A 20,167-nucleotide genomic window follows, 5' to 3' on the forward strand; every position below is an offset into this window, starting at 1 on the left:
CCCGTCAGCGCGCCGGGGTGGCGGGCGCCACCGGCTGATCGGGTTCCGGCGCCAGCGGCGAACCGGCGGGCAGCGCCGCCGCCTGCACCACGTTCACCGCGCGGCCGTTCTCCAGGCGGTCCAGGCCTTCGAGCACCACCGGCTCGCCGCTGACCAGGCCCTTGAGCACCACGGTGCGCCCGCCGCTGGCGGGGCCGAGCGTGAGGTCGCGCACCTGGGCCTTGTTCTCGGCGATCACATACACATAACTGCCGCGCGAGCCGTGCTGCACCGCGTCGGTGGGAATCGTCACCGCGCCGGGCAGCTGGCGCAGCGCCAGGCGCACGTTCACGAACTGGTTGGGAAACAGCGCGTCGTCCGCGTTCTCGAAACGCGCCTTGAGCCGCAGCGTGCCCGTGGCCGCGTCGATCTGGTTGTCCAGCGTGTCCAGCCGGCCCAGGGCCAGGCGGGTTCGGTTGTCCCGGTCCCAGGCCTCGGCGGGAGGCGGGTTCTTGCCGTCGTGCGCGGCGCGCACCTCGGCCACCTGCGGCTCAGGCACGCTGAACACCACCGACACCGGTTGCGTCTGCGTCAGCGTGAACAGGCCGTTGGCGTCGTTGGCCGACAGCAGGTTGCCCGCGTCCACCCGGCGCAGGCCGATGCGGCCGGCGATGGGCGCCACGATGCGCGTGTAGGAGAGCTGCAGCTTCGCGTTGTCCACCTGCGCCTCGTCGGATTTCAGCGTGCCGCGCAGCTGCTGCACCAGCGCGGCCTGGCGGTCCAGCACCTGGCGGGCCACGGCGTCGCGCTTGAAAAGACCTTCATAGCGGGCCAGTTCGCTCTCGGCGTTGCGCAGCTGGGCCAGGTTCTGCTGCTGCTGGCCCTGCGCCTGCGCCAGCGCCACGCGCAAGGGCTCGGGGTCGATCTCGGCCAGCAACTGACCGCGCGCCACCTTCTGCCCTTCGCGCACCAGCACGCGAGCCAGCTGGCCGTCCACCCGGCTGCGCACCGTCACCGTGTTGTACGGCGCCACCGTGCCGACGGCGCGGGCCTGCACCGTGAAGTCTTCGGTGCGCGCCGGCTCCACCCGCACCGCCACCGGGCCGCGCCAGGCGCTGGGTGCGGCGGGGGCTTGTGGCGGCGGGCGCAGCAGGAACCACCAGGCCGCGAAGCCGACGCCCAGGAACAGGCCCAGCCACAACAGCCGGCGCGGCCAGGACAGACGGGAAGGCGAGTGCGCAGCGGCGGAAGAAGGCTCAGGTGCGGACATGAAAACGTGTGGAAAGGCGAAAGGGAGAGGCGAAAAGCGGGCCGGTGGCTGGTCGAACACCGGCCTCTCTGGCGGCGTCGACGCTGGCTGCGTGAGAGCAGGCACGAACGACAGATGATAGCCATTCGCAACTGCTTGTAACGGCGTCTGACCGCGGCCGGCGTGGAAGGTTCACTTCACATCACGCCAAGTCTGCCGACCCTGGGAGAAGGCCGAGCGCACCGCCCCTTCTTCAAGAAACGATGTAAGCCCCCGCCCCCACACACAACAGCTTGCCATCCGCCCCCTCGAACGCCATGCGCGTGTTCGCCACCCTCGAGCCCAGCCGCAGCACCTCGGCGCTCAGCTTGAAGTACTCGCCCACGCAAGGGCGCAGGTAGTCGATGCGCAGGTCGATGGTGCCGAGCTTGGCGAAGCGCTGCAGGCGCTGCATCGGCTCCTCGTTCATGTGGCGCGCGCCGTTGGCGGCAATGCAGGCCAGGCCGCCCATGGCGTCGAGCGCGGCGCTGACCACGCCGCCGTGCACGCGGCCGTGCTGGTAGTGGCCGATCAGGTCGGCCTTCATGTCGATGCGCGCGGTCACGCGCTCGGGGCGGATGTCCTCGATCTTCAGGCCCAGCACCTTGTTGAAGACGATCTTGTTCTCGAACAGGTCCTTGAGCACGGCGATGAACTCGGGCTCGAACTCGGTCGGCGCGGAAGAAGTGGCGGCGGTGTGTTTGCTCATAGTCCCCATTGTCGTGCGGCCAGTTCCTTCATGATTTCCTCGGCGCCGCCGCCGATCATCATCACCTTCACTTCGCGGTAGACGCGCTCGCTCACGGTGCCGCGCATGTAGCCCATGCCGCCGAGGATCTGCACCGCGGCATCGGCGCAGAACTGCATGGTCTGCGTGGCGTGGTTCTTGAGCAGGCAGACGTTCGCCACCCAGTCGCCGCCGTCGTCGCCCGCGTCCACGCGCGCGCCCAGCGCCTCCAGCCAGGCTTCGGTGGAGCGGATGCGCATCTGCATGTCCATCAGCTTGTGGCGGATCACCTGGCGCTCGATGAGCGGCGCGCCGAAGGTGCTGCGCTGCCGGGCCCAGGCCAGGGCTTCGTCGTGGCAGGCCTCGGCGAAGCCGAGCGCCATGGCGGACAGGGCCAGGCGCTCGCCGTTGAAGTTGCCCATGATCATGCGAAAACCCGCGCCCTCGGCGCCCAGGCGGTGGCGCGCGGGCACGCGCACGCCGTCGAAGCGCAGGTGCGCGGTGTCCGAGCACAGCCAGCCCATCTTCTGCAGCGCGCTGCGCGAGATGCCCGGGGCATCGCAGGGCACCACGAGCATGGAGATGCCGCTCGCGCCCTTGCTCTGCGGGTCGGTGCGCACCGCGAGGGTGATCCAGTCGCAGCGCATGCCGGAGGTGATGAACACCTTTTCGCCATCGATGACGTACTCGTCGCCTTCGAGCCGCGCGGTGGTGCGCAGGGCCGCCACGTCGGAGCCGCCCCCGGGCTCGGTGATGCCCAGGGCCGCGATCTTCTCGCCGCGCAGCACAGGCGGAATCACCTCCTGCTGCAGCTCGGGCGTGCCGTGCGCGAGCACGGGCGGCAGGCCGATGTTGTGGGTGAACAGGCTGGCCATCACGCCGCCGCTGCCGCCGTACCGGGCAAGCGTGCGCGACATGGCGTTGCGCGCGCTCCAGGGCGCGGGTGTGCCACCCAGGGGCTCGGGGTAGCCCAGGCCGAGCAGGCCGATGTCGGCGGCCTCGCGGTGCAGCGAGCGCGGCAGTTCGCCCGCGTCTTCCCAGGCGGGCACGTGGGGCGCGATCGCCTGCGTGGCGAAACGCCGCACGGTGTCGACCAGCGCGGCGCGGTCTTCGGCGGTGAAGGCGGAGAGGTCGGTGGTGTTCATGCGGCGAAGGTCACCAGCAATTGCCCGGGCGCGACCTGCTGGCCCGCCACCACCGAGAGCGCTTCCACGGTCACGTCGCGCGGCGCGGCCAGGGTGTGTTCGAGCTTCATGGATTCGATGACCAGCAGCGGTTCGCCCTTGGCGATGACCGCCCCCGGTTGCGCGTGCACCGCGATCAGTTTGCCGTTGAAGGGCGCGCGCAGTTCGCGCGCGGCGGACGCACCGCCCGCGCGCTCGCGCGGCGCGAGGCTGAGATCGGTGAGCGACAGGGTGTGCGCACCGGCCTGCACCTGCCAGCGGCCCGCGCCCAGCGGCGCGGCGCTCACGGCCCAGGTGACACCGCCGATGACCACACGGCCCGGGGCCACGCGGGCGGGCACGGTGCGCTCGCCCCAGGCCACGCTCAGCGCGTCCTGCCCTTGTTCCTGCACCGCGAGGTCCAGCACCTGGTCGCCGTGCAACCAGCGCAGCGGGCGGGCGAAGGGGCATGGCAACGCGGTGGCGGGCGCCTGCGCACCGAACACCGCCGCGAGCACACCGGCCAGCACGGCGTCGGGTGGGTGCAGCAGCATGGCGCGCACGGTGTCGCCCTCTTCGGCCAGGAAGGGGATGAGCGCGCCGCCTTCGTGGAACACGGGGTGGCGCAGGCAGGCCGCGAGAAAGGCGCGGTTGGTGGGCAGGCCCAGCACCAGGGTCTGGTCCAGCGCGTGGGCCAGGCGGTCGATTGCCTCCCTTCGGGTGGGCGCGTGGGCAATCAGCTTGCCGAGCATGGCGTCGTAGTGCGGCGTGATCTCGCTGCTGGTTTCCAGCGCGTGGTCGAAGCGCAGGCCGCTCGGCAGGGGCGGCTCGGCGAAGTGCCGCACGTGGCCGGTGTGCGGCGTGTAGTACTCGTCTTCGGCGCACAGGCGCACCTCGATGGCGTGGCCGTGGAAGGTGATGGCGTCCTGCGCCAGCGGCAGCGGCTCGCCACGCGCGACGCGCAGCTGCCATTCCACAAGATCCAAGCCAGTGAGCGCTTCGGTCACGGGGTGTTCCACCTGCAGTCGGGTGTTCATCTCCATCAGGAAGAACTCGTTCCCCTCCACCAGGAATTCCACCGTGCCCGCACCCACATAGCCAGCGGCCTGGGCCAGCGCCACGGCGCAGCGGCCCAGCTGTTCGCGCAGCTCGGGCGAGACGGCCGGGCTCGGCGCTTCTTCGATGATCTTCTGGTGCCGGCGCTGCACCGAGCAGTCCCGCTCGCCCAGGTGCACGCAGTGGCCGTGGGCGTCGGCGAACACCTGCACCTCCACGTGCCTCGGGCGCAGCAGGGCGCGTTCGATCAGCAGGTCGCCGTTGGCAAAACCCGCCAGCGCCTCCGAGCGCGCGCCCTTGAGCGCGGGCAGCAGCTGCGCGGCCTCGTGCACCAGGCGCATGCCGCGCCCCCCACCGCCGGCCACGGCCTTGACCATCAGCGGGAAACCGACGCGCTGCGCCTCGGCCACGAAGGTGTCTTCGCGCTGCTCGTCGCCGAAGTAACCGGGCAGGCAGGGCACACCGTGTTGCACAGCCAGCGCCTTGGCGGCGGACTTGCTGCCCAGCGCGCGGATGGCCGCCGGCGGCGGGCCGACCCAGGTGAGGCGGGCGTCGATCACGGCCTGCGCGAAGTCGGCGTTCTCGCTCAGGAAACCGTAGCCCGGGTGCACGGCGTCGGCCCCGGTGCGCACGGCGGCGTCGAGCAGGCGGTCCACACGCAGGTAGGAATCGGCCGAGGCCGCGCCGCCGAGCGCGTAGGCGCTGGTGGCTTCGCGCACGTGCAGGGCGCCCGCGTCGGGTTCGGAGAACACGGCCACGGTCTCGATGCCCATGGCGTGTGCGGTGCGGATGATGCGGCGGGCGATCTCGCCGCGGTTGGCGATGAGCAGGCGCTTCATGGCTTCGGGGCCCAGGGCGCGGGCTGTTTCTTCGCGAAAGCGGCCAGACCACCGGCCGCCTCCGGGCCGCGCAGCGCGCTGGCAAAGGCGATGGCGGCTTCGTCGCGCAAGTCCGGTGTGTCGCCGCGCAGGCGCTGCAGCAGGCGCTTGGTGCTGGCGACGGCGCCGGGCGCGGCGCGCTTCATCGCCTGCACTCGTTCGGGCAGCGCGGCGGCCAGCGCGCCATCGGGCACCACCTCGTCCACCAGGCCGAGCGCCTGCGCGTCGGCCGCGCGGTATGCGCGGCCTTGCAGCAGGCACTGGCGCGCGGCCGCGTCGCCCAGGCGCTGCCAGACGAAGGGCGCGATCTGCGCGGGCGGCAGGCCCAGCGTCACCTCGGGCGTGGCGAAGCTGGAGCCTTCGGTGGCGATCACGTGGTCCGCGCAGCACACCAGGCCAAAGCCGCCGCCCATGGCCGCGCCGTCCACCGCGCACACCAGCAGCTGCGGCAGCGCGCAGAGCGCGTGCAGCACATCGCCGAAACCCCGGTTCAGCGCGATCAGCGGGTCGTCCTCGCCGGGCTGCAATGGCTGGCCGATGGCGCTGGCGAAGTTGCCCAGGCTGCCACCGGCGCTGAACGCGCCCGGCGCGCCGGTGAGGATGACAACCCGCAACGTCGAGTCCTGCTGCGCGCGCAGGCAGGCCTCGTACAGGCCCACCACCATGGCGTCGCTCAGGGCGTTGCGTGTGGCGGGGTCGTTGAGCGTCCAGCGCTCCACGTCGCCCGCGCGCTCGACCAGGAAAGCCGCGCCGCTCACTTCTGCGGCCTCTTGGCGATGCCCATGATCTTGCTCAGGATGCCCATCATCACCTCGTCGGCGCCGCCGCCGATGGAGGCCAGGCGCCCGTCGCGGTACATGCGCGAGACCTTGTTCTCCCAGGTGAAGCCCATGCCGCCCCAGAACTGCAGGCAGGTGTCGGGCACGATGCGGTTGAGCCGGCCGGCCTTGAGCTTGGCCATGGTGGCCCACTCGGTCACGTCCTCGCCGGCCACGTAGTGCTCCACCGCCAGGTAGGTGAGCGCGCGCAGGCTCTCCACCTCGGTCTTGAGCTCGGCCAGCTTGAACTGCACCCACTGCTGGTCGGCCAGGCTGGCGCCGAAGAGCTTGCGGTCCTGCGCCCACTCCACCGTCCAGCCGATGCAGTTGGAGAGGCTCTGCAGCGTGCTGGCCGCGCACCAGAGTCGCTCTTCCTGGAACTGCTGCATCTGGTAGATGAAGCCCGAGCCTTCGGTGCCGATCAGGTTTTTCTGCGGCACGCGCACCTCGTCGAAATAGATCAAACCGGTGTCGCTGCTGTTCATGCCGATCTTCCGGATCTTCTGCGCCACCTCGATGCCCTTGACCAGCTTGCCGTTCTCGCGCATGCGCACCATCACCAGGCTCTTGTTCTTGTGCGCCGGGCCGTCGCTGGTGTTGACCAGCATGCACATCCAGTCGGCCTGCAGGCTGTTGGTGATCCACATCTTCTGGCCGCTGATGAGGTAGTCGTCGCCGTCCTTGCGCGCCACGCTCTTGATGGCCGAGACATCGCTGCCCGCGCCGGGCTCGCTCACGCCGATGCAGCCCACCATGTCGCCCGCGATCGCCGGCGCGAGGAATTCGCGCTTGAGTGCCTCGCTGCCGAAACGCGCGAGGGCGGGCGTGCGATGTCGGTCTGCACGCCGATGGCCATGGGCACGCCGCCGCAGTGGATGTGGCCCAGGGTCTCGGCCATGGCCGTGCTGTAGCTGTAGTCCAGCCCCGCGCCACCATATTCCTCGGGCTTGGTCAGGCCCAGCAGGCCCAGGTTGCCCAGGCCCTTGAAGATCTCGTGCGCCGGCATCATCTCGGCCGCTTCCCATTCGTCCACATGCGGGTTGATGTGCTCGTCGATGTAGCGCTTGAGGGTCTTCTGCACTTCGCGGTGTTCGTGGCTGAGCTGCATGGTCTTGTCTCCGTGGTGTTTTGAATGGATGGGCGGGGGTGGCTACATGCGGGCCACGCCGAACTGCATGCGCCGGGGTTCGCGCGCGGCGGCCTCGGCGCAGGTGTCCAGGCAGAAGGCGAGCACGGCGCGGGTGTCGCGCGGGTCGATCACGCCGTCGTCGAGCACCAGGCCACTGGTGTGGAAGGCGTCGGCCTGGCTTTCGAACACGTTCACGATCTGGTCGAACTGGGCCTGCATCTGCGCCGGGTCGGGCGTGATGCCTTTGCGGGCCATGCCGGCCTCGGCCACGATCTGCATGGTGCGCGCGGCCTGCTCGCCGCCCATCACGGCGGTTTTCGCCTGCGGCCAGCTGAACAGGAAACGCGGCGAATAGCCGCGCCCGCACATGCCGTAGTTGCCCGCGCCGAAGGAGGCGCCGCACTGGATGGTGATCTGCGGCACGGTGGCGTTGGTCACGGCCTGGATCATCTTGCTGCCGTGTTTGATCATGCCGCCCTGCTCGCTGTCCTTGCCCACCATGTAGCCGGTGGTGTTCTGCAGGTAGATGAGGGGGTGGCCGAGCTGGCACATCCACTGGATGAAGTGCGTGGCCTTGTTCGCGCCCGCCACGTCGATCGGGCCGTTGTTGCTGATGAGGCCGACCGCATGGCCGCCGATGCGCGCCTGCGCGCACAGCGTGGCGGCACCGTAGAGCGGCTTGAATTCGAGCAGCTCGGAGCCGTCGACGATGCGCGCCATGACCTCGCGCATGTCCACCGGCTCGCGGTGGTGGGCGGGCATGAGGCCCAGCAACTCGTCGCGGTGGAACACCGGCTCGGCGGCCTGGGGCCTCGAAACGCCCTGCCAGCCGATGCGCTGCAGCAGGTCCCTCGCGATGCCCAGGGCCTGCCGGTCGTCCTCGGCCAGGTACTCGCCCAAGCCCGACACGCCGGTGTGCATCTCGGCGCCACCGAGCTCCTCTTCCGTCGCCACCTCGCCCGTGGCCGCCATCAGCAGGGGCGGCCCAGCGAGAAAGGCGCGCGAACGGCCACGCACCATGATCACGATGTCAGAGAGCCCCGGCATGTAGGCGCCGCCCGCCGTGCCCGAGCCGTGCTGCACGGTGATGACGGGAATGCCCGCCGCCGAGAGGCGCGCGAGGTTGCGGAACAGCGAGCCGCCGTGCACGAAACCCTCCACCTTGTACTTGGTGAGGTTGGCGCCCGCGCTCTCCACCAGGTGCACGAAGGGCAGCCTGTTCTCCAGCGCGATCTCCTGCACGCGCAGGATCTTCTCCAGCCCGCGCGCCTGGATCGCGCCCGCGTCGATGCCCGAATCGCTGGCCACCACCATGCAGCGCACGCCGCCGATGAAACCCATGCCGGCCACCATGCCGCCGCCGGGCACGGACTTTTCGGGGTCCTTCGTGTCCTGCAGGTAACCGGCCAGCGCGCACAGCGGCACGTAGGGCGCGCCCGGGTCCAGCAGCAGGGCCACGCGCTCGCGCGGCAGCAGCTGGCCGCGCTTGTCGAACACGGGCTTGGACCTGGCCGAGGTCAGCGCGGCGCGGTCTTCGAGCGCGCGCAACTGGGCGATGCGCGCCAGCATGGCTTCGCGCCTTTGCTGCGCCACCGGGCTCTGGGGGTTGAACGACGACTCAAACATCCTGGAACACCTTGGGCGTCACGTAACGATGGAAACCATCGAAGGGCTTGACGGCGTCGCGGCCCTGCGCCTCGGCCGGCGCGGCCACCTGGCCCCAGCCCATGCGCACCTGCGGCCGCGCGCCGTCCACGCGCAGCACCGTGCCGCTGATGAAGCTGGCCGCCGGGCTGAGCAGGAACACGATGGCGGCCGAGGTTTCGGCCTCGTTGCCGAAGCGCCCGGCCGGCACCGTCTCGCGCATCTCGCGCAACATGGGGCCGGCCTCGGGCGGGTAGTGGTCCATGCCGTGCGAGGCGATGTAGCCCGGCGCCACGGCGTTCACGCGCACGCCGCTGCGCGCCCATTCCAGCGCGGCGGTTTCGGTGAAGTTCACCATGCCCGCGCGCGCCGCGCCGCTGTGGCCCATGCCGGGCATGGAGCCCCACATGTCGGCCACGATGTTGACGATGGCGCCGCCGTGCGCCTGCATGCTCTGCACGTAACACTCGCGCGCGAACAGGAAACCGCCCGTGAGGTTGGTGTCGATCACCGCCTGCCAGCCCTTGGCGCTGATGTTCTCCAGTGGCGTGATGTACTGGCCGCCCGCGTTGTTCACCAGGCCGTCGATGCGGCCGTGCGCGCCCACGATGGCCGTGACCACGGTGCGCACCATGTCTTCCTGGCGGATGTCGCAGGCGTGGAAGCTGGCGCGCCCGCCGTCGCTCACGATCTCGCCGGCGGTGTCCTGCAGCTTGGCGAGGTTGCGCCCGATCAGCACCACGTGCGCGCCCAGGCTGGCGAGCTCGTGCGCGGTGCAGCGGCCGATGCCCGAGCCGCCGCCGGTGACCACGACCACGCGGCCGTGCAGCAGGCCCGGCGCGAAGGCCGAGCGGTAATGGGAGGTAGTGCTCATGCCGGCTCCTTCAGGAAAAGTTTCAAGGCCGATTCGGTGAGTTCGTCGAGCGAGACGCGCGAGCGCGCCTTGGCGCTGCGGCCCGAGGGCGGCACGTACCACTGGGCCGACCAGTTGAGCGCGCCGAAGATCATGAGCCGCGCGAGCACCGGGTCGGCACCGAGCTGGCCCTGCGCGTGCAGGGCTTCCAGCTCGGGCACCCAGTCGCCCTCGTAGCGGTCCTTCAACTGGTTGACCTCGCCGCGCTGCGCGGTGTTGAGCGAGCGCCATTCGTACAGCATCACGGGAATGAAATCGCTGTCGGGCCCGAGCAGCACCTCGAAGTGGTTGCGCATCAACACGCGCAGGCGCTCGCGCGGCGGTGCACCGGGCGGCAGCAAGGCCAGCGCGGCCTGCTGGCGCTGCAGCGCGCCCTGCATGCCTTCGAGCATCACCGCGCCGAGCAGGGCATCCTTGCTTTCGAAGTGGTAGAAGGGCGAGCCCGAGCGCATGCCCACGGCGGCCGCGATGTCGCGCGTGCTGGTGGCGGCGAACCCTTGCTGGCGGAACAGGCGGGCCGCGCCCGCGATCAGCTCGCGGCGGCGGTTGCCGTCGTCGCGCTCATCGGCGGTCTTGCGCGGGCGGCCGCGCGGGCGGCGCGGCGCTTCGTCGGCGGGGGGGGCATCGGTGTCGGCCAGGCTCATGCGCGGCACGATAGCAGCCGGCTTGATTTTCAGCAAGCAGGCGCTTTGTAAAAATAAGAAGCCCTGTCACGCGCCGGACACGCGAACCGGCGGCCCTCTCACGGCCTGCGCCTCGTCCAGCACGCGTTCGAGGATCTGCGGGATCTCGAACAGCGCGCGGTTGTCCATGCGGCGCACGCAGGCGCGGTGGCCCTCCAGGCCGGCCAGCAGCCGCGCCACCGCCGCGTCGATGCCGCGAAAGCTGCGCAGCACCAGGCCCAGGCCGTTCTCGCGCACCCAGTCCGCGTTGTAGCGTTCCTGCGGCATGGTCCAGGCGTTGTCCACCACGATCACGGGCAACCCCTGCTGCACCGCCTCGCTCAGGCTGCCCGGCCCGGGTTTGCCAATGAAGAAATCGGCCAGGCGCATGTAGCGCGGCACCTCGGTGCTGAAGCCCACCACGCAGCGCGGCGCACCACGCGGCAGCGCCTGCAGCCGCGCGGCCAGGGCCTTGTTGTGGCCGCAGATCAGGATCAGTTGCGTGCTCGCGCTCAGGCGCTCGGCGATGCCCAGCATGGCCTTAGAGCCGTGGCCGCCGAACATCACGATGCCAGTGGGCCGCGAAGGATCGAGCCCGAGCTGGCTCAGCTCCTGCTCGCGGTCCAGCCGCATGGGCTGGTAGAACTCGGGCCGGATGATCATGCCGGAGGTGGCGTGCACCTGCTCGGGCGCGTGGCCCAGGGCGAGCGCCTGCGCCACCGCGCGCGGTGTGCCGCAGACCACGTGCTGGCGCGGGTCGCGCTCGATCCAGAAATTCGGCGGCACATCGGCCAGGTCGGTCAGCACGGTGGCGTAGGGCACGCCCGGCAAGGACGCGCCCAGGCTTTCGAGCATCACGCGGTTGAAGTTCGGCACCAGCGAGACCACGAGGTCGGGCTCGGTGCGCAGCCAATGCTGCTGCAGCTGGCGCAGCAGCATGGGGTGCGCCAGGCGGATCAGGCCTTGCAGCAGCTTGAGCTCCTGCGCCATGCCGATGGTCCAGCCACGCGCCAGGCGCCGGTTGTACCAGTCCTCCGGCGCGCTGCCGGTCATCTGCTGGAACTTGGCTTTCGGGTCCAGCACCTCGAACAGGTTGACCAGCCGCACGCTCCAGGGCGTGGGCTGTTCGCGCAGCACGGCCTCCAGGGCCAGGGCGGAAGCGCGGTGGCCGCCACCGGCATTGAAATAGATCAGGTCGACGGTTCGCATGGGCCGATTGGATCGGCCCCGTGTGTCAGTGATGTGGCAACGCGAGGCGCTGGTCGATGGCGGCCAGCACGCGGGCATCCACCCCGTGTCCGAGCCCAGGAAACACGTCCAGCGTCACCTCGGCCTGGCACCGGGTCAGCGTGTCGGCGGCATCGCGCGCCAGCCGCACCGGCATCACCGCGTCGGCGTCGCCGTGCATCAGGTGGATGCGCGTGCCCTCCGGGGCAGTCCTCGGGGGCTGCGTGAAGCGGCCGGCGATGGACACCACCGCACCCGCCAGCCCGGGGGCCTGCTGCGTGGACTCCAGCGCCATGATGGCGCCCTGCGAGAAGCCGATCAGCGTGGTGCGCGCGGCCCCCACACCGCTGCGGCGCTGCCAATGCCGCACCGTGTCGGCGAAGCGCGGCATGGCCTCGGCCACGCGCGCGGGCCGGTTGTCTTCGGTGACGCCTACCACCGAGAACCATTGCCAGCCCCGGCCCAGGTCGGCCGGGTCCGGCGAGCGCACGCTGACCACCCAGGCCGCGGGTTGCCGCTTGGCCAGCGCCTGACCCAGGGGCACCAGGTCGCCTGGCTGCGCCCCCACGCCATGGAACAGCAGGATGAGCGCACCTGAAGACACGGCGGGCTGCTGGATGAGGATGACGTCGCTCATGACGCGGTCCCGAAGACGAAGCTGTCCATCGACAACACGCCGTGCGTGATGCCGCCATCGATCACGTCGGCGCGGACGCCCTCGCCCGCCGCCCCAGCCGCCACCAGCAGCGGCAGGAAGTGCTCGGTGGTCGGGTGGGCGCGCTGCGCGTGCGGAGCGTCGTCCAGCGTGCGGCGCACGCGCGGGCTGTCGCCTTGTTGCACGGCCTCGCGCACCCAGGCCACAAACTCGGTGGCGTAGGCCGCGTCGTCACCGTGCCCGCTGCGGAACTCGTAGAGGTTGTGGGTCAGGCTGCCGGAGCCGATCACCAGCACGCCCTCGTCGCGCAAGGGGGCCAGCGCCTGCCCGAAAGCCCAGGCACCGGCCGCGTCCAGCCCGTGCGGCAGCGACACCTGGAACACGGGCACGTCGGCCTCCGGGTACAGGTAGCGCAGCGGCACCCAGGCGCCGTGGTCCAGGCCGCGGTGCTCTTCACCCTGGGCGGTCCAGCCTGCGCGCTTCAACGCGTCCAGCGTGCGGCGGGCCAGCTCGGCGTGTCCAGTGGCCGGGTAGCCGATCTCGTACAGCGGCTGCGGAAAACCACCGAAGTCGTGGATGGTGGCGGGCTGCTCGCTCAGGCCCACGCGCGCGCCGCGCGTCATCCAGTGCGGCGAGACGATGAGCACCGCCTTCGGCGTGGGCAGGGTGCGCCCGAGCGCGCTCAGTTTCGGGCCAGCGAGGCCGGGCTCCAGCGCGAACGTGGGGGCGCCGTGGGATACGAACAGGGTGGGCAGGCGGTTCATGAAGTGCTCCTTCAACAGGTCGATGGAGGGACTTTAAAAGTTCCACATCCAGAGATAAACATGCTTCAATGAGACAAACTGTTCCTTATTCAGAGACAAATGGACCGATTGGAAGCGATGAGGGTGTTTGCCGCGGTGGTCGATGCCGGCAGCTTTGTCGCGGCGTCCGACGCCCTGCCCATGTCCAAGGCGGCGGTGTCGCGGCACGTGGCGGAGCTGGAGTCGCACCTGGGCGTGCGCCTGCTCAACCGCACGACGCGGCGGCTCTCGCTCACGCCGGAAGGCGAGGTGTTCCACACGCGCTGCAAGGAGGTGCTGGCCTCGGTGGACGAGGCCGAGGCCGAGATCACCTCGCGCAGCGGCGAGGCCACCGGGCTGCTGCGCGTGAACGCGCCCTTCACCTTCGGCCTGCTGCACCTGGCGCCGCTGTGGGTGGCCTTCATGGCCAGCCATCCCAAGCTCACGCTGGACGTGACACTGTCGGACCGCGTGGTCGATCTGGTGGAGGAAGGTTTCGACATGGCGGTGCGCATCGCGCGCCTGCCCGACTCCAGCCTGGTGAGCCGCCAGATCGCGAGCACACGCCTGGTGCTGTGCGCCTCGCCCGGCTACCTGCGCCAGCACGGCACGCCCCGCCACCCCGCCGAGCTGGCGCAGCACCAGGTCGCCGCCTACAGCCTGTTCTCCATGGGCGACCACTGGAGCTTCACCGGGCCGCAGGGGCCGGTCTCGGTGAAGGTCTCGCCCCGGCTGCGCTGCAACAACGGCGACACCTGCCGCCTCGCGGCCCTGCGCCACCAGGGCATCGTGCTGCAGCCTTCCTTCCTCGTGGGCCCGGACCTGCAGGCCGGCACCCTGGTCGAGCTGATGCCCGAGTTCCGCTCCATCGAGCTGGGCGTGTACGTGGTCTACCCCTCGCGCAAGTTCGTCTCGCCCAAGGTGCGCCTGCTGATCGACTTTCTGGTCGAGGCCTTCCGCATGCAGGCCTGGCCGACGCAGAAACGCGCCAAAGGGCGCAGCCGCGGCGAGCGCTAGCGCCGCACGGGGCGCGAGCGCCGCTGCTTGGGCAGGTCCAGCGCCGCGAGGTTGGCCTTGGCGCGCTCGGCCAGGCGGTCCATCAGCCCGTCGAGTTGCGCGACCTCCTCCGGTTCCAGCGCCAGCAGCAGCTGCCGGTTGAGCTCCACCACCACGGGCAGAAACTCCTCGTGCAGCGCGCGGCCCTTGTCCGTCAGGGACACCTTCGCCTGCCGGCGGTCGCTGGGAATGACCTCGCGAGCGGCGAGTTCGAGGTCGACCAGGGTCGTGACGATGCGCGAGGTGCGCGCGCGGTCCAGTTGCGCCAAGTCCGCCAGCTCCGACGACAGCACCGGGCCGTGCCGGGCCAGCACCACGATCAGCCGCCACTCGCGGCGCGACACGCCATAGCGGGCCTGGCACAGCCGCCCCACGGGCGCGACGGCCGCCGCCTGAAGGCGGGTCAGGCGGTAGAGAAAGAGTTCACCCATCACACATCGACTCCACCAGTGAATACCCTGAGCATAGTTGTATTGATCAACCAATCCAGGAGGGCATAGATTCGAAAAAGGCACCCGAACATCATCCAGGAGACTCCCATGCCATCCCCCCATTCCCCTGTGCGCGTCCTCTTGCTCGCCCTCGCGGCCGGCCTGGCCGCGCCCCAGGCCCTCGCGCAGACCTGGCCGAGCAAACCGGTGACCCTGGTGGTGGGCACACCGGCCGGCGGCGCGGTGGACGTGTACGGCCGCGCGCTGGCCGATCAGTTGGCGAAACAGACCGGCGGCACCTTCGTGGTGGAGAACAAGGGCGGGGCCAACGGCAACCTCAGCGCCGAGCAGGTCCGCAACGCGGCCGCCGACGGGCACACGCTGTGGATCAGCACCCAGGCCATGTTCACCATCAACCCCTCGGTCTACCCGGCCCTGCGCTGGAAGCAGTCGGACTTCAAGCCCATCGCCAAAGGCGTGGAGAACCCGCTGGTGCTGGTGACCCACCCGTCCGTGCCGGCCAGGACGCTGCCCGATCTGGTGAAGTGGGTGGCGGCCAACCCGGGCCAGGTCACCTACGCCTCGTTCAGCCCCGGCACGCCGTCGCACTTCCTGGGCTTCCAGCTCAACGAACGCTTCAAGCTGGACATGGTGCACGTGCCCTACAAGGGCAGCGCACCGCAGATCACCGACCTGCTCGGCGGCCAGGTGCGGCTGGGTTTCGCTCAGTTGCAGGCCGCGCTGCCGCACGTGCAAAGCGGCAAGCTCCACGCCATCGCGGTCACCTCGCGCGAGCGCACCCGCTTCCTGCCCCAGGTGCCCAGCCTGGCCGAACTGGGTTACCCGGACCTGGGCGCCACGGTGTGGTTCGGCCTCATGGCCCCGTCGGCCACGCCCAAGGCGGTGGTGGACCAGATCCAGGCCGCCACGGTGAAGGCGCAGGCCGACGCGGACTACAAGGCCAGGCTGGAAGCGCAGGGCTTTGACGTGCCGCGGGAGAATGGCGAGGCCTTCGCGGCCACCATCGCAAGCGAGACGGCGCGCTGGGCCCAGGTGGTCAAGGCCACGGGTTTCAAGGCCAACGACTAACGCGTCGGTGTTTCGCTCGTCAGCGCGAACGCGCTGGCGCGCACCGGCTCGAACGGCCGGATCTCGTACTGCAGGCCGCAGGCCAGGCAGGGGTTGTCGGCCGAGAGGCGCGCGGCTTCTTCCAGGCTGGTGGCGCGCACGAACCAGAAGCCGCCCACCACCTCCTTGGCCTCGGCGAACGGGCCATCGACGATGCGCTCGCGCGTGACCAGTTTGCCGTCGCGCGCCAGCCGCTGGCCCGAGCGCATCACCCCCCGGGCCACCAGCTCGCCGTGCCACACGTAGAAGCGGTCGATCGCGGCCTGGATCTCCTCGGGCGACTTGTCGGCGTCCCACTGGCCGCGCGAGATCACCAGGAATTCCCTGGGTTCGAGGTCCGAGCTCATATCGCCACCCCGGCCGGTGGTTGCGGCGTGCGTTGCGCCGGGTCGTAGAAGAACTGCTCGGACACGATGCGTTCGCCCTCCCAGCGCTGCCAGGCCAGTTCCTCCATCTCGGTGACCGACTCGTCCCGCCAGACGAAGCGGAACCGCCAGCGGATCACCACGTGGTCGCCGTGGACGAGCACCGGGCGCACACAGCGCGACTTGATGGACGCCGCGCGCGCCATCACCTGGCGCTCGCCGGCCACCAGCTGGTCGCGGCCCACGCGCGGCGGCGCCTGGTTTTCCTGCATGGTGGCGTGCGGCGCGTAGAAGTCTTCGATGGCCTGGTCGTGCGCGTTCTGCTCCACCAGGGCGATGAAACGTTCGAGGGTGTCGGGGTTGGGCATGGCGGTGGGTGGGTTCAGTCGTTGGGGGCCCGCAGCATCAGCGATGCGAAGCCGAGGTGGTGCATGGTCTCGCGCAGGATGAGCACGTAGGCCGCGAATTCGGGCTGCGGCGGCAGGCCCGAGGAGGTGGCGGGCCGGCCGAGCGAGACCGCCGCGATCTGGTTGAACACCTGCTCGATGTCGTCGATCAGGAGCAGCGCGCCACCGGCCTCGCGCTCGTGCACCAGGCGGCGCAGCTCGTGCGCGGCGGCGTCCGACGTCACCAGCTGGGAGCCGCGCGGCAGCTGCCGCAGCAGCGGCATGACGGCATTTTCCACGTGTTCGATCGCGGTCTCGATCTCCAGCGCCGTGGGCGGCGTGTGCTTGAACGGGCCGTTGCCCAGCGCGCGGGTGCCGATGTCCAGCATCCACTCCAGGCTGCCCCCTTCGACGGGCTCGGTCGCGATGAAGGTCTCCTGCTTGCCGATCTCGATGTGGGTGCGCGCCTCACGCATGCCGGCCTCCGTTCGCCTGCCGCGCCGAGATGCGCTGCGCCACCCGCGGCGCCTGCAGGGCGATGGTGCGCAGCAGGCCGCCGGGCTGGCGCACGTCGAAGCCCACGAAGTGCAGGCCTTCGAGCGCGCCCTCGCCGCTCAGTTGCAAGGGGATGCCGCGTTCGTCCAGCGGCAAGGCGGTGCGGGGAAAGAGTTCACCCAGCGCCGCGTCGTAGCCGGTGGCCAGCAGCACGGTGTCGAACGGGTGTTCGCTGCCGTCGGTGAACCGCACCCCGCCCGACGTGAGGCGCTGGATGCCGGGGTAGACCAGGATGTCGCCGGTCTTGATGCGCTGCACCGTGCCCACGTCGATCACCGGCGTCTTGCCCTCCTCGCGCAACTGGCGCAACGGCGAGACGCTCGCGCTGGGCAGGCCGTGGCGGCGCAGGTCGCCCACGGTGAGGTTGCGCAGCAGCACGGCCAGCGCATCGCCCAGCACCGGCGGCAGTTGGCTGAGCATGAGGCTGGAGAGCTGCGCGGGCCGGCCGAGCACGTCGCGCCGCACGATGTTGACCGGCGAGCGCACCGAGAGCGCGGTGCGCACGCCGTGTTCCACCAGGTCCAGCGCGATCTCGGCACCGGTGTTGCCCATGCCGACCACCAGCACGCGCTGGCCCTTGAAGGGCGCGGCGTTGCGGTAGCCGCGGCTGTGCAGCAGGCGGCCCTGGAACACGTCTTCGCCCGGCAGGCGGGGGGCGCGCGGCTGGCGGTTGGCGCCGGTGGCCACCACCACGTGGTTGGCCGACAGCTGGCGCCCATTCGCCAGCGCCACCTGCCAGGGCGCGCCCGGGCCCTGCCGGGGTTCGATCGCCGTCACGTTCTGTCCCAGCGTGGGCTCGATGCCATGCTGGCGCGCGTAGGCGACCAGGTAGTCCACCACCCCCTGGCGCGGCACGTAACGCGGCGCGTCGTCGGGGAATGGCCGGCCGGGCAAGGCCGAATGGGTCTTGACGGTGTGCAGGTGCAGGCGCTCGTAATGGTGGCGCCAGGACGAGGCGATGTCCTGCGCGCGGTCGATCACCAGCGGGCTGTGCCCGCGCTGCACCAGGCAGGCCGCCACCGCCAGACCGGCCGGGCCGGCACCGACGATGATCACGTCGGCTTCCGTCTCGGGGTCGAGGGGGGCGTGGTTGGAACCGCGAAATGGCTCGGTGTGGAAATCGGGCGGGTCGTATTCCATGGCGGTGCCGTTATTTTCAGCCAGTTTGGCCGGCACCCTTTGCGCACGCCATGGGGCTTTCACCCACACGCAGGCGCCAAACCTGTCGCACAATGCCTCGCTTCAAGCCTCCGCCAACGGGCCTTGCCACAGCACCTGGGCATGGGCCTCCAGCACCACGGCCCCCTGCTGGTTGACCGTCTCACCCGCCAGCTCCACCACCCACTGCCCCGCCTGCCGGCTTTCGCGCAGGCGCTGCACCGTCCAGGTCGCGCGCAGCGTGTCGCCGGGATAGACCGGCAGCCGGTAGCGGTTGTGCTGCTCCAGCAGGGCGATGCGGCTGCGGGCGAAGCGCGCGCCGATGGCGCTGGCCATGATCGCGGCGGTGACCGCGCCGTGGAAGATGCGGCCGCGCAGGCCCGCATGGGTCGCCGCGCCGTCGCTCACGTGCACCGGGTGCGTGCCCTGGGTCAGGCGCACCGCCTGTTCCAGGTCGTCGCCGGAGAGCTCGCGCGCCAGGCCGAACCGCTCGCCCAGCGCCACCCCGGGGCCGCTGGCCGGCTCAGTCAACGCGGGCTCCGGATTCGCGCACGATGCGGCCCCACTTCGCGTGGTCCTCCTGCAGCAGGCGGGCGAACTCCTCGGGGCTGTTGGGCCGCGCCACGGCACCGATGGTCAACATGGATTTCTGCATGCCCGGGTCGTCGAGCGCCTTGCGGATCTCCGCGTTCATGGCCATCACGATCTCCGCCGGCGTGCCCTTGGGGAACAGCACCCCCAGCCAGGGGCTCGCGACGAAGCCCGGCATGCCGGCCTCGATCAGGGTGGGTGCATCGGGCAGTTGCGGCACGCGCTTGCCGGAGGCCACGGCGATCAGCTTGAGCCGCCTGGATTCGATGTGCGGCACCGTGACCGTGAGGGTGTCGAAGCTGAGCATCACGTTGCCGGCCACGAGGTCCGCGATCGAGCGCACGCTGCCCTGGTAGGGGATGTGCATCATGGTGATGCCGGCCTCGCGCTTGAGGCGCTCCATCGCCAGGTGCGACAGCGTGCCGTTGCCCACCGACGAGTAGTTCAGCTTGCCGGGGTTGGCCTTGGCATAGGCCACCAGTTCGGCCAGGGTGTTGAACGGCGCCGACGGGTGGGCCACCAGCGCGAGCGGGATTTCCATCGCCACGCCGCTGGGCGCGAAGTCGGTGAGCGGGTCGTAGCCGACCGACTTGTACAGGTGCGGGTTGGTCACCAGCGAGGCCGTGGCCGCCAGCACCATGGTGTAGCCGTCCGGCGGCGACTTGGCCAGGTGGGCCAGGCCCAGGCTGCCGCCCTGCCCTGGCCGGTTCTCGACCACGAAGGGCTGCCCCATGAACTGCGACAGCCGGTCCGCCAGCAGGCGGGCCACGATGTCGGTGGCCTGCCCGGCGGGAAAGCCCACCACCAGTTTCACGGGACGGTCCGGGTAACGGCCGCCCTGCGCGCCGGACAGGCCGGCGAACAGGGTCAGCGTCAGCAGCAAAACAAGCCAGCGCGCGGTTTTCATGTTGTCTCCTCGTCGGTTGTCGGGGTCTACAGCTCGGGGGCCACGGCGATCACGGTGCGGCCGGTGTTGCGGCCCTCCACCACGTCCTTGATCACCTGGGGCAAGTCGTCGAAGGGCTTGACCTGCGCGATGCGGCCCAGGTGGCGCGGGCGCAGGTCGCTGGCCAGGCGGCGCCACACGTGTTCGCGCAGCGCGGGCTCGTTGTCGGAGTTGACGCCGATGAGCCGCACCCCGCGCAGGATGAAGGGCATGACGGTGGTCACCAGTTCCTGGCCCGCCGCGTTGCCGATGCTGGCGATCACGCCGTCCTTGTTCGTGGTGCGGGTGAGCGCGGCCAGGGGTTCGCCGCCGAGCGAATCCACCGCGCCGGCCCACAGCGCCTTCTCCAGCGGGCGGGTGGCGGCCGCCAGGTCGCTGGCCGCGACCACCTCGCTGGCGCCGAGTGCCTTCAGGTAAGGCGCCTGCGCGGGTTTGCCGGTGACGGCCACCACCTCGTAACCCCGCTGGGCCAGGATGTCGATGGCGATGCTGCGCAACACCGCCGGTGGCGCCGTTGACGAGCACCCGGCCCCGCCCGGGCGCCAGGCCATTGAGCTCCATCAGGTCCACCGCCAGGGCCGCCGTGTAGCCCGCCACGCCGATGGTGATCGCGTCCAGCGCGCTGAGCCC

The 20,167-nt window shown here is 70.6% G+C and carries 21 protein-coding genes and 1 pseudogene; 2 read left to right on the top strand and 20 right to left on the bottom strand.

The window, feature by feature from the left end; translation table 11 throughout:
- Positions 1-4: 4 nt before the first annotated feature.
- The 12 genes and pseudogenes from ACFJI0_RS18935 to ACFJI0_RS18990 all read right to left on the bottom strand — a co-directional run bounded on the left by ACFJI0_RS18935 (position 5) and on the right by ACFJI0_RS18990 (position 12,903).
- Positions 5-1,249: an efflux RND transporter periplasmic adaptor subunit gene (locus ACFJI0_RS18935; RefSeq protein ID WP_382321870.1), complete on the bottom strand. Its 1,245-nt coding sequence runs from the start codon at positions 1,247-1,249 to the stop codon at positions 5-7.
- 232 nt (positions 1,250-1,481) lie between these two features.
- Positions 1,482-1,976 carry a thioesterase family protein gene (locus ACFJI0_RS18940; RefSeq protein WP_382154405.1) on the bottom strand — a complete coding sequence of 165 codons (495 nt, stop codon included), beginning with the start codon at positions 1,974-1,976 and terminating at the stop codon, positions 1,482-1,484.
- Complete coding sequence (locus ACFJI0_RS18945) at positions 1,973-3,139, bottom strand: acyl-CoA dehydrogenase family protein (protein ID WP_382321871.1); 1,167 nt, start codon at positions 3,137-3,139, stop codon at positions 1,973-1,975. Before ACFJI0_RS18945 ends, ACFJI0_RS18940 begins: the two co-directional genes overlap by 4 nt.
- Positions 3,136-5,052, bottom strand: a complete 1,917-nt coding sequence (locus ACFJI0_RS18950; RefSeq protein ID WP_382321872.1) for an acetyl/propionyl/methylcrotonyl-CoA carboxylase subunit alpha — start codon at positions 5,050-5,052, stop codon at positions 3,136-3,138. The genes ACFJI0_RS18945 and ACFJI0_RS18950 overlap by 4 nt, the downstream gene beginning before the upstream one ends.
- A complete protein-coding gene (locus ACFJI0_RS18955) occupies positions 5,049-5,849 on the bottom strand; it encodes an enoyl-CoA hydratase/isomerase family protein (RefSeq protein WP_382154397.1) in 801 nt (266 codons plus the stop codon). Before ACFJI0_RS18955 ends, ACFJI0_RS18950 begins: the two co-directional genes overlap by 4 nt.
- Positions 5,846-7,017: pseudogene (locus ACFJI0_RS18960) on the bottom strand (acyl-CoA dehydrogenase family protein). The gene ACFJI0_RS18955 and the pseudogene ACFJI0_RS18960 overlap by 4 nt, the downstream one beginning before the upstream one ends.
- A gap of 42 nt (positions 7,018-7,059) precedes the next feature.
- A complete protein-coding gene (locus ACFJI0_RS18965) occupies positions 7,060-8,664 on the bottom strand; it encodes an acyl-CoA carboxylase subunit beta (RefSeq protein WP_382321873.1) in 1,605 nt (534 codons plus the stop codon).
- Positions 8,657-9,556, bottom strand: coding sequence for an SDR family oxidoreductase (locus ACFJI0_RS18970; RefSeq protein ID WP_382321874.1), 900 nt, complete (start codon positions 9,554-9,556; stop codon positions 8,657-8,659). The genes ACFJI0_RS18965 and ACFJI0_RS18970 overlap by 8 nt, the downstream gene beginning before the upstream one ends.
- Positions 9,553-10,239, bottom strand: coding sequence for a TetR/AcrR family transcriptional regulator (locus ACFJI0_RS18975; RefSeq protein ID WP_291111238.1), 687 nt, complete (start codon positions 10,237-10,239; stop codon positions 9,553-9,555). Before ACFJI0_RS18975 ends, ACFJI0_RS18970 begins: the two co-directional genes overlap by 4 nt.
- 66 nt (positions 10,240-10,305) lie before the next feature.
- Positions 10,306-11,466 carry a glycosyltransferase gene (locus ACFJI0_RS18980; RefSeq protein WP_382321876.1) on the bottom strand — a complete coding sequence of 387 codons (1,161 nt, stop codon included), beginning with the start codon at positions 11,464-11,466 and terminating at the stop codon, positions 10,306-10,308.
- A 25-nt stretch (positions 11,467-11,491) separates the two neighbouring features.
- A complete protein-coding gene (gene ypfH / locus ACFJI0_RS18985; RefSeq protein ID WP_382321877.1) occupies positions 11,492-12,121 on the bottom strand; it encodes an esterase in 630 nt (209 codons plus the stop codon).
- Positions 12,118-12,903, bottom strand: a complete 786-nt coding sequence (locus ACFJI0_RS18990) for a dioxygenase (RefSeq protein WP_382321878.1) — start codon at positions 12,901-12,903, stop codon at positions 12,118-12,120. Before ACFJI0_RS18990 ends, ypfH begins: the two co-directional genes overlap by 4 nt.
- 99 nt (positions 12,904-13,002) lie before the next feature.
- On the opposite strand from ACFJI0_RS18990, the gene ACFJI0_RS18995 reads away from it, so the two are divergent.
- Positions 13,003-13,938, top strand: a complete 936-nt coding sequence (locus ACFJI0_RS18995; protein WP_382321879.1) for a LysR family transcriptional regulator — start codon at positions 13,003-13,005, stop codon at positions 13,936-13,938.
- Here ACFJI0_RS18995 and ACFJI0_RS19000 read toward each other — a convergent pair.
- Positions 13,935-14,408 carry a MarR family winged helix-turn-helix transcriptional regulator gene (locus ACFJI0_RS19000; RefSeq protein WP_382321880.1) on the bottom strand — a complete coding sequence of 158 codons (474 nt, stop codon included), beginning with the start codon at positions 14,406-14,408 and terminating at the stop codon, positions 13,935-13,937. The genes ACFJI0_RS18995 and ACFJI0_RS19000 overlap by 4 nt on opposite strands.
- Before the next feature lie 108 nt (positions 14,409-14,516).
- On the opposite strand from ACFJI0_RS19000, the gene ACFJI0_RS19005 reads away from it, so the two are divergent.
- Positions 14,517-15,497: a Bug family tripartite tricarboxylate transporter substrate binding protein gene (locus ACFJI0_RS19005; protein ID WP_382321881.1), complete on the top strand. Its 981-nt coding sequence runs from the start codon at positions 14,517-14,519 to the stop codon at positions 15,495-15,497.
- On the opposite strand, the gene ACFJI0_RS19010 is transcribed toward ACFJI0_RS19005, so the two are convergent.
- From ACFJI0_RS19010 to ACFJI0_RS19040, 7 genes are all read right to left on the bottom strand, one after another.
- On the bottom strand, positions 15,494-15,883 hold the full coding sequence (locus ACFJI0_RS19010) for a YciI family protein (protein WP_291111225.1): 390 nt from the start codon (positions 15,881-15,883) through the stop codon (positions 15,494-15,496). The two genes, ACFJI0_RS19005 and ACFJI0_RS19010, sit on opposite strands and share 4 nt — an antisense overlap.
- On the bottom strand, positions 15,880-16,269 hold the full coding sequence (locus tag ACFJI0_RS19015) for a nuclear transport factor 2 family protein (RefSeq protein ID WP_382154332.1): 390 nt from the start codon (positions 16,267-16,269) through the stop codon (positions 15,880-15,882). Before ACFJI0_RS19015 ends, ACFJI0_RS19010 begins: the two co-directional genes overlap by 4 nt.
- A 14-nt stretch (positions 16,270-16,283) precedes the next feature.
- Positions 16,284-16,763, bottom strand: a complete 480-nt coding sequence (locus tag ACFJI0_RS19020; RefSeq protein WP_382321882.1) for a hypothetical protein — start codon at positions 16,761-16,763, stop codon at positions 16,284-16,286.
- Entirely contained in the window at positions 16,756-17,982 is a 1,227-nt protein-coding gene (locus tag ACFJI0_RS19025) for a flavin-containing monooxygenase (protein WP_382321883.1), read from the bottom strand. Before ACFJI0_RS19025 ends, ACFJI0_RS19020 begins: the two co-directional genes overlap by 8 nt.
- A 102-nt stretch (positions 17,983-18,084) precedes the next feature.
- Positions 18,085-18,531 carry a MaoC family dehydratase gene (locus ACFJI0_RS19030; RefSeq protein ID WP_382321884.1) on the bottom strand — a complete coding sequence of 149 codons (447 nt, stop codon included), beginning with the start codon at positions 18,529-18,531 and terminating at the stop codon, positions 18,085-18,087.
- The gene (locus ACFJI0_RS19035; RefSeq protein WP_382325727.1) at positions 18,524-19,498 is read right to left on the bottom strand and encodes a Bug family tripartite tricarboxylate transporter substrate binding protein; all 975 of its coding nucleotides are present in this window, start codon (positions 19,496-19,498) and stop codon (positions 18,524-18,526) included. The genes ACFJI0_RS19030 and ACFJI0_RS19035 overlap by 8 nt, the downstream gene beginning before the upstream one ends.
- Positions 19,499-19,524: 26 nt before the next feature.
- Complete coding sequence (locus tag ACFJI0_RS19040) at positions 19,525-20,037, bottom strand: zinc-binding dehydrogenase (RefSeq protein ID WP_382325729.1); 513 nt, start codon at positions 20,035-20,037, stop codon at positions 19,525-19,527.
- Positions 20,038-20,167 lie beyond the last annotated feature (130 nt).

Origin of the sequence: Hydrogenophaga sp. UC242_53 (genome assembly GCF_042696965.1) — a bacterium.
Classification (GTDB): domain Bacteria; phylum Pseudomonadota; class Gammaproteobacteria; order Burkholderiales; family Burkholderiaceae_C; genus Hydrogenophaga.

Excerpts from the sequence above, each read along its gene's own strand:
- ACFJI0_RS18935 (WP_382321870.1), bottom strand. The coding sequence starts at position 1,249 with ATGTCCGCACCTGAGCCTTCTTCCGCCGCTGCGCACTCGCCTTCCCGT.
- ACFJI0_RS18940 (WP_382154405.1), bottom strand. The coding sequence starts at position 1,976 with ATGAGCAAACACACCGCCGCCACTTCTTCCGCGCCGACCGAGTTCGAG.
- ACFJI0_RS18945 (WP_382321871.1), bottom strand. The coding sequence starts at position 3,139 with ATGAACACCACCGACCTCTCCGCCTTCACCGCCGAAGACCGCGCCGCG.
- ACFJI0_RS18950 (WP_382321872.1), bottom strand. The coding sequence starts at position 5,052 with ATGAAGCGCCTGCTCATCGCCAACCGCGGCGAGATCGCCCGCCGCATC.
- ACFJI0_RS18965 (WP_382321873.1), bottom strand. The coding sequence starts at position 8,664 with ATGTTTGAGTCGTCGTTCAACCCCCAGAGCCCGGTGGCGCAGCAAAGG.
- ACFJI0_RS18970 (WP_382321874.1), bottom strand. The coding sequence starts at position 9,556 with ATGAGCACTACCTCCCATTACCGCTCGGCCTTCGCGCCGGGCCTGCTG.
- ACFJI0_RS18975 (WP_291111238.1), bottom strand. The coding sequence starts at position 10,239 with ATGAGCCTGGCCGACACCGATGCCCCCCCCGCCGACGAAGCGCCGCGC.
- ACFJI0_RS18980 (WP_382321876.1), bottom strand. The coding sequence starts at position 11,466 with ATGCGAACCGTCGACCTGATCTATTTCAATGCCGGTGGCGGCCACCGC.
- ypfH (WP_382321877.1), bottom strand. The coding sequence starts at position 12,121 with ATGAGCGACGTCATCCTCATCCAGCAGCCCGCCGTGTCTTCAGGTGCG.
- ACFJI0_RS18990 (WP_382321878.1), bottom strand. The coding sequence starts at position 12,903 with ATGAACCGCCTGCCCACCCTGTTCGTATCCCACGGCGCCCCCACGTTC.
- ACFJI0_RS18995 (WP_382321879.1), top strand. The coding sequence starts at position 13,003 with ATGGACCGATTGGAAGCGATGAGGGTGTTTGCCGCGGTGGTCGATGCC.
- ACFJI0_RS19000 (WP_382321880.1), bottom strand. The coding sequence starts at position 14,408 with ATGGGTGAACTCTTTCTCTACCGCCTGACCCGCCTTCAGGCGGCGGCC.
- ACFJI0_RS19005 (WP_382321881.1), top strand. The coding sequence starts at position 14,517 with ATGCCATCCCCCCATTCCCCTGTGCGCGTCCTCTTGCTCGCCCTCGCG.
- ACFJI0_RS19010 (WP_291111225.1), bottom strand. The coding sequence starts at position 15,883 with ATGAGCTCGGACCTCGAACCCAGGGAATTCCTGGTGATCTCGCGCGGC.
- ACFJI0_RS19015 (WP_382154332.1), bottom strand. The coding sequence starts at position 16,269 with ATGCCCAACCCCGACACCCTCGAACGTTTCATCGCCCTGGTGGAGCAG.
- ACFJI0_RS19020 (WP_382321882.1), bottom strand. The coding sequence starts at position 16,763 with ATGCGTGAGGCGCGCACCCACATCGAGATCGGCAAGCAGGAGACCTTC.
- ACFJI0_RS19025 (WP_382321883.1), bottom strand. The coding sequence starts at position 17,982 with ATGGAATACGACCCGCCCGATTTCCACACCGAGCCATTTCGCGGTTCC.
- ACFJI0_RS19035 (WP_382325727.1), bottom strand. The coding sequence starts at position 19,498 with ATGAAAACCGCGCGCTGGCTTGTTTTGCTGCTGACGCTGACCCTGTTC.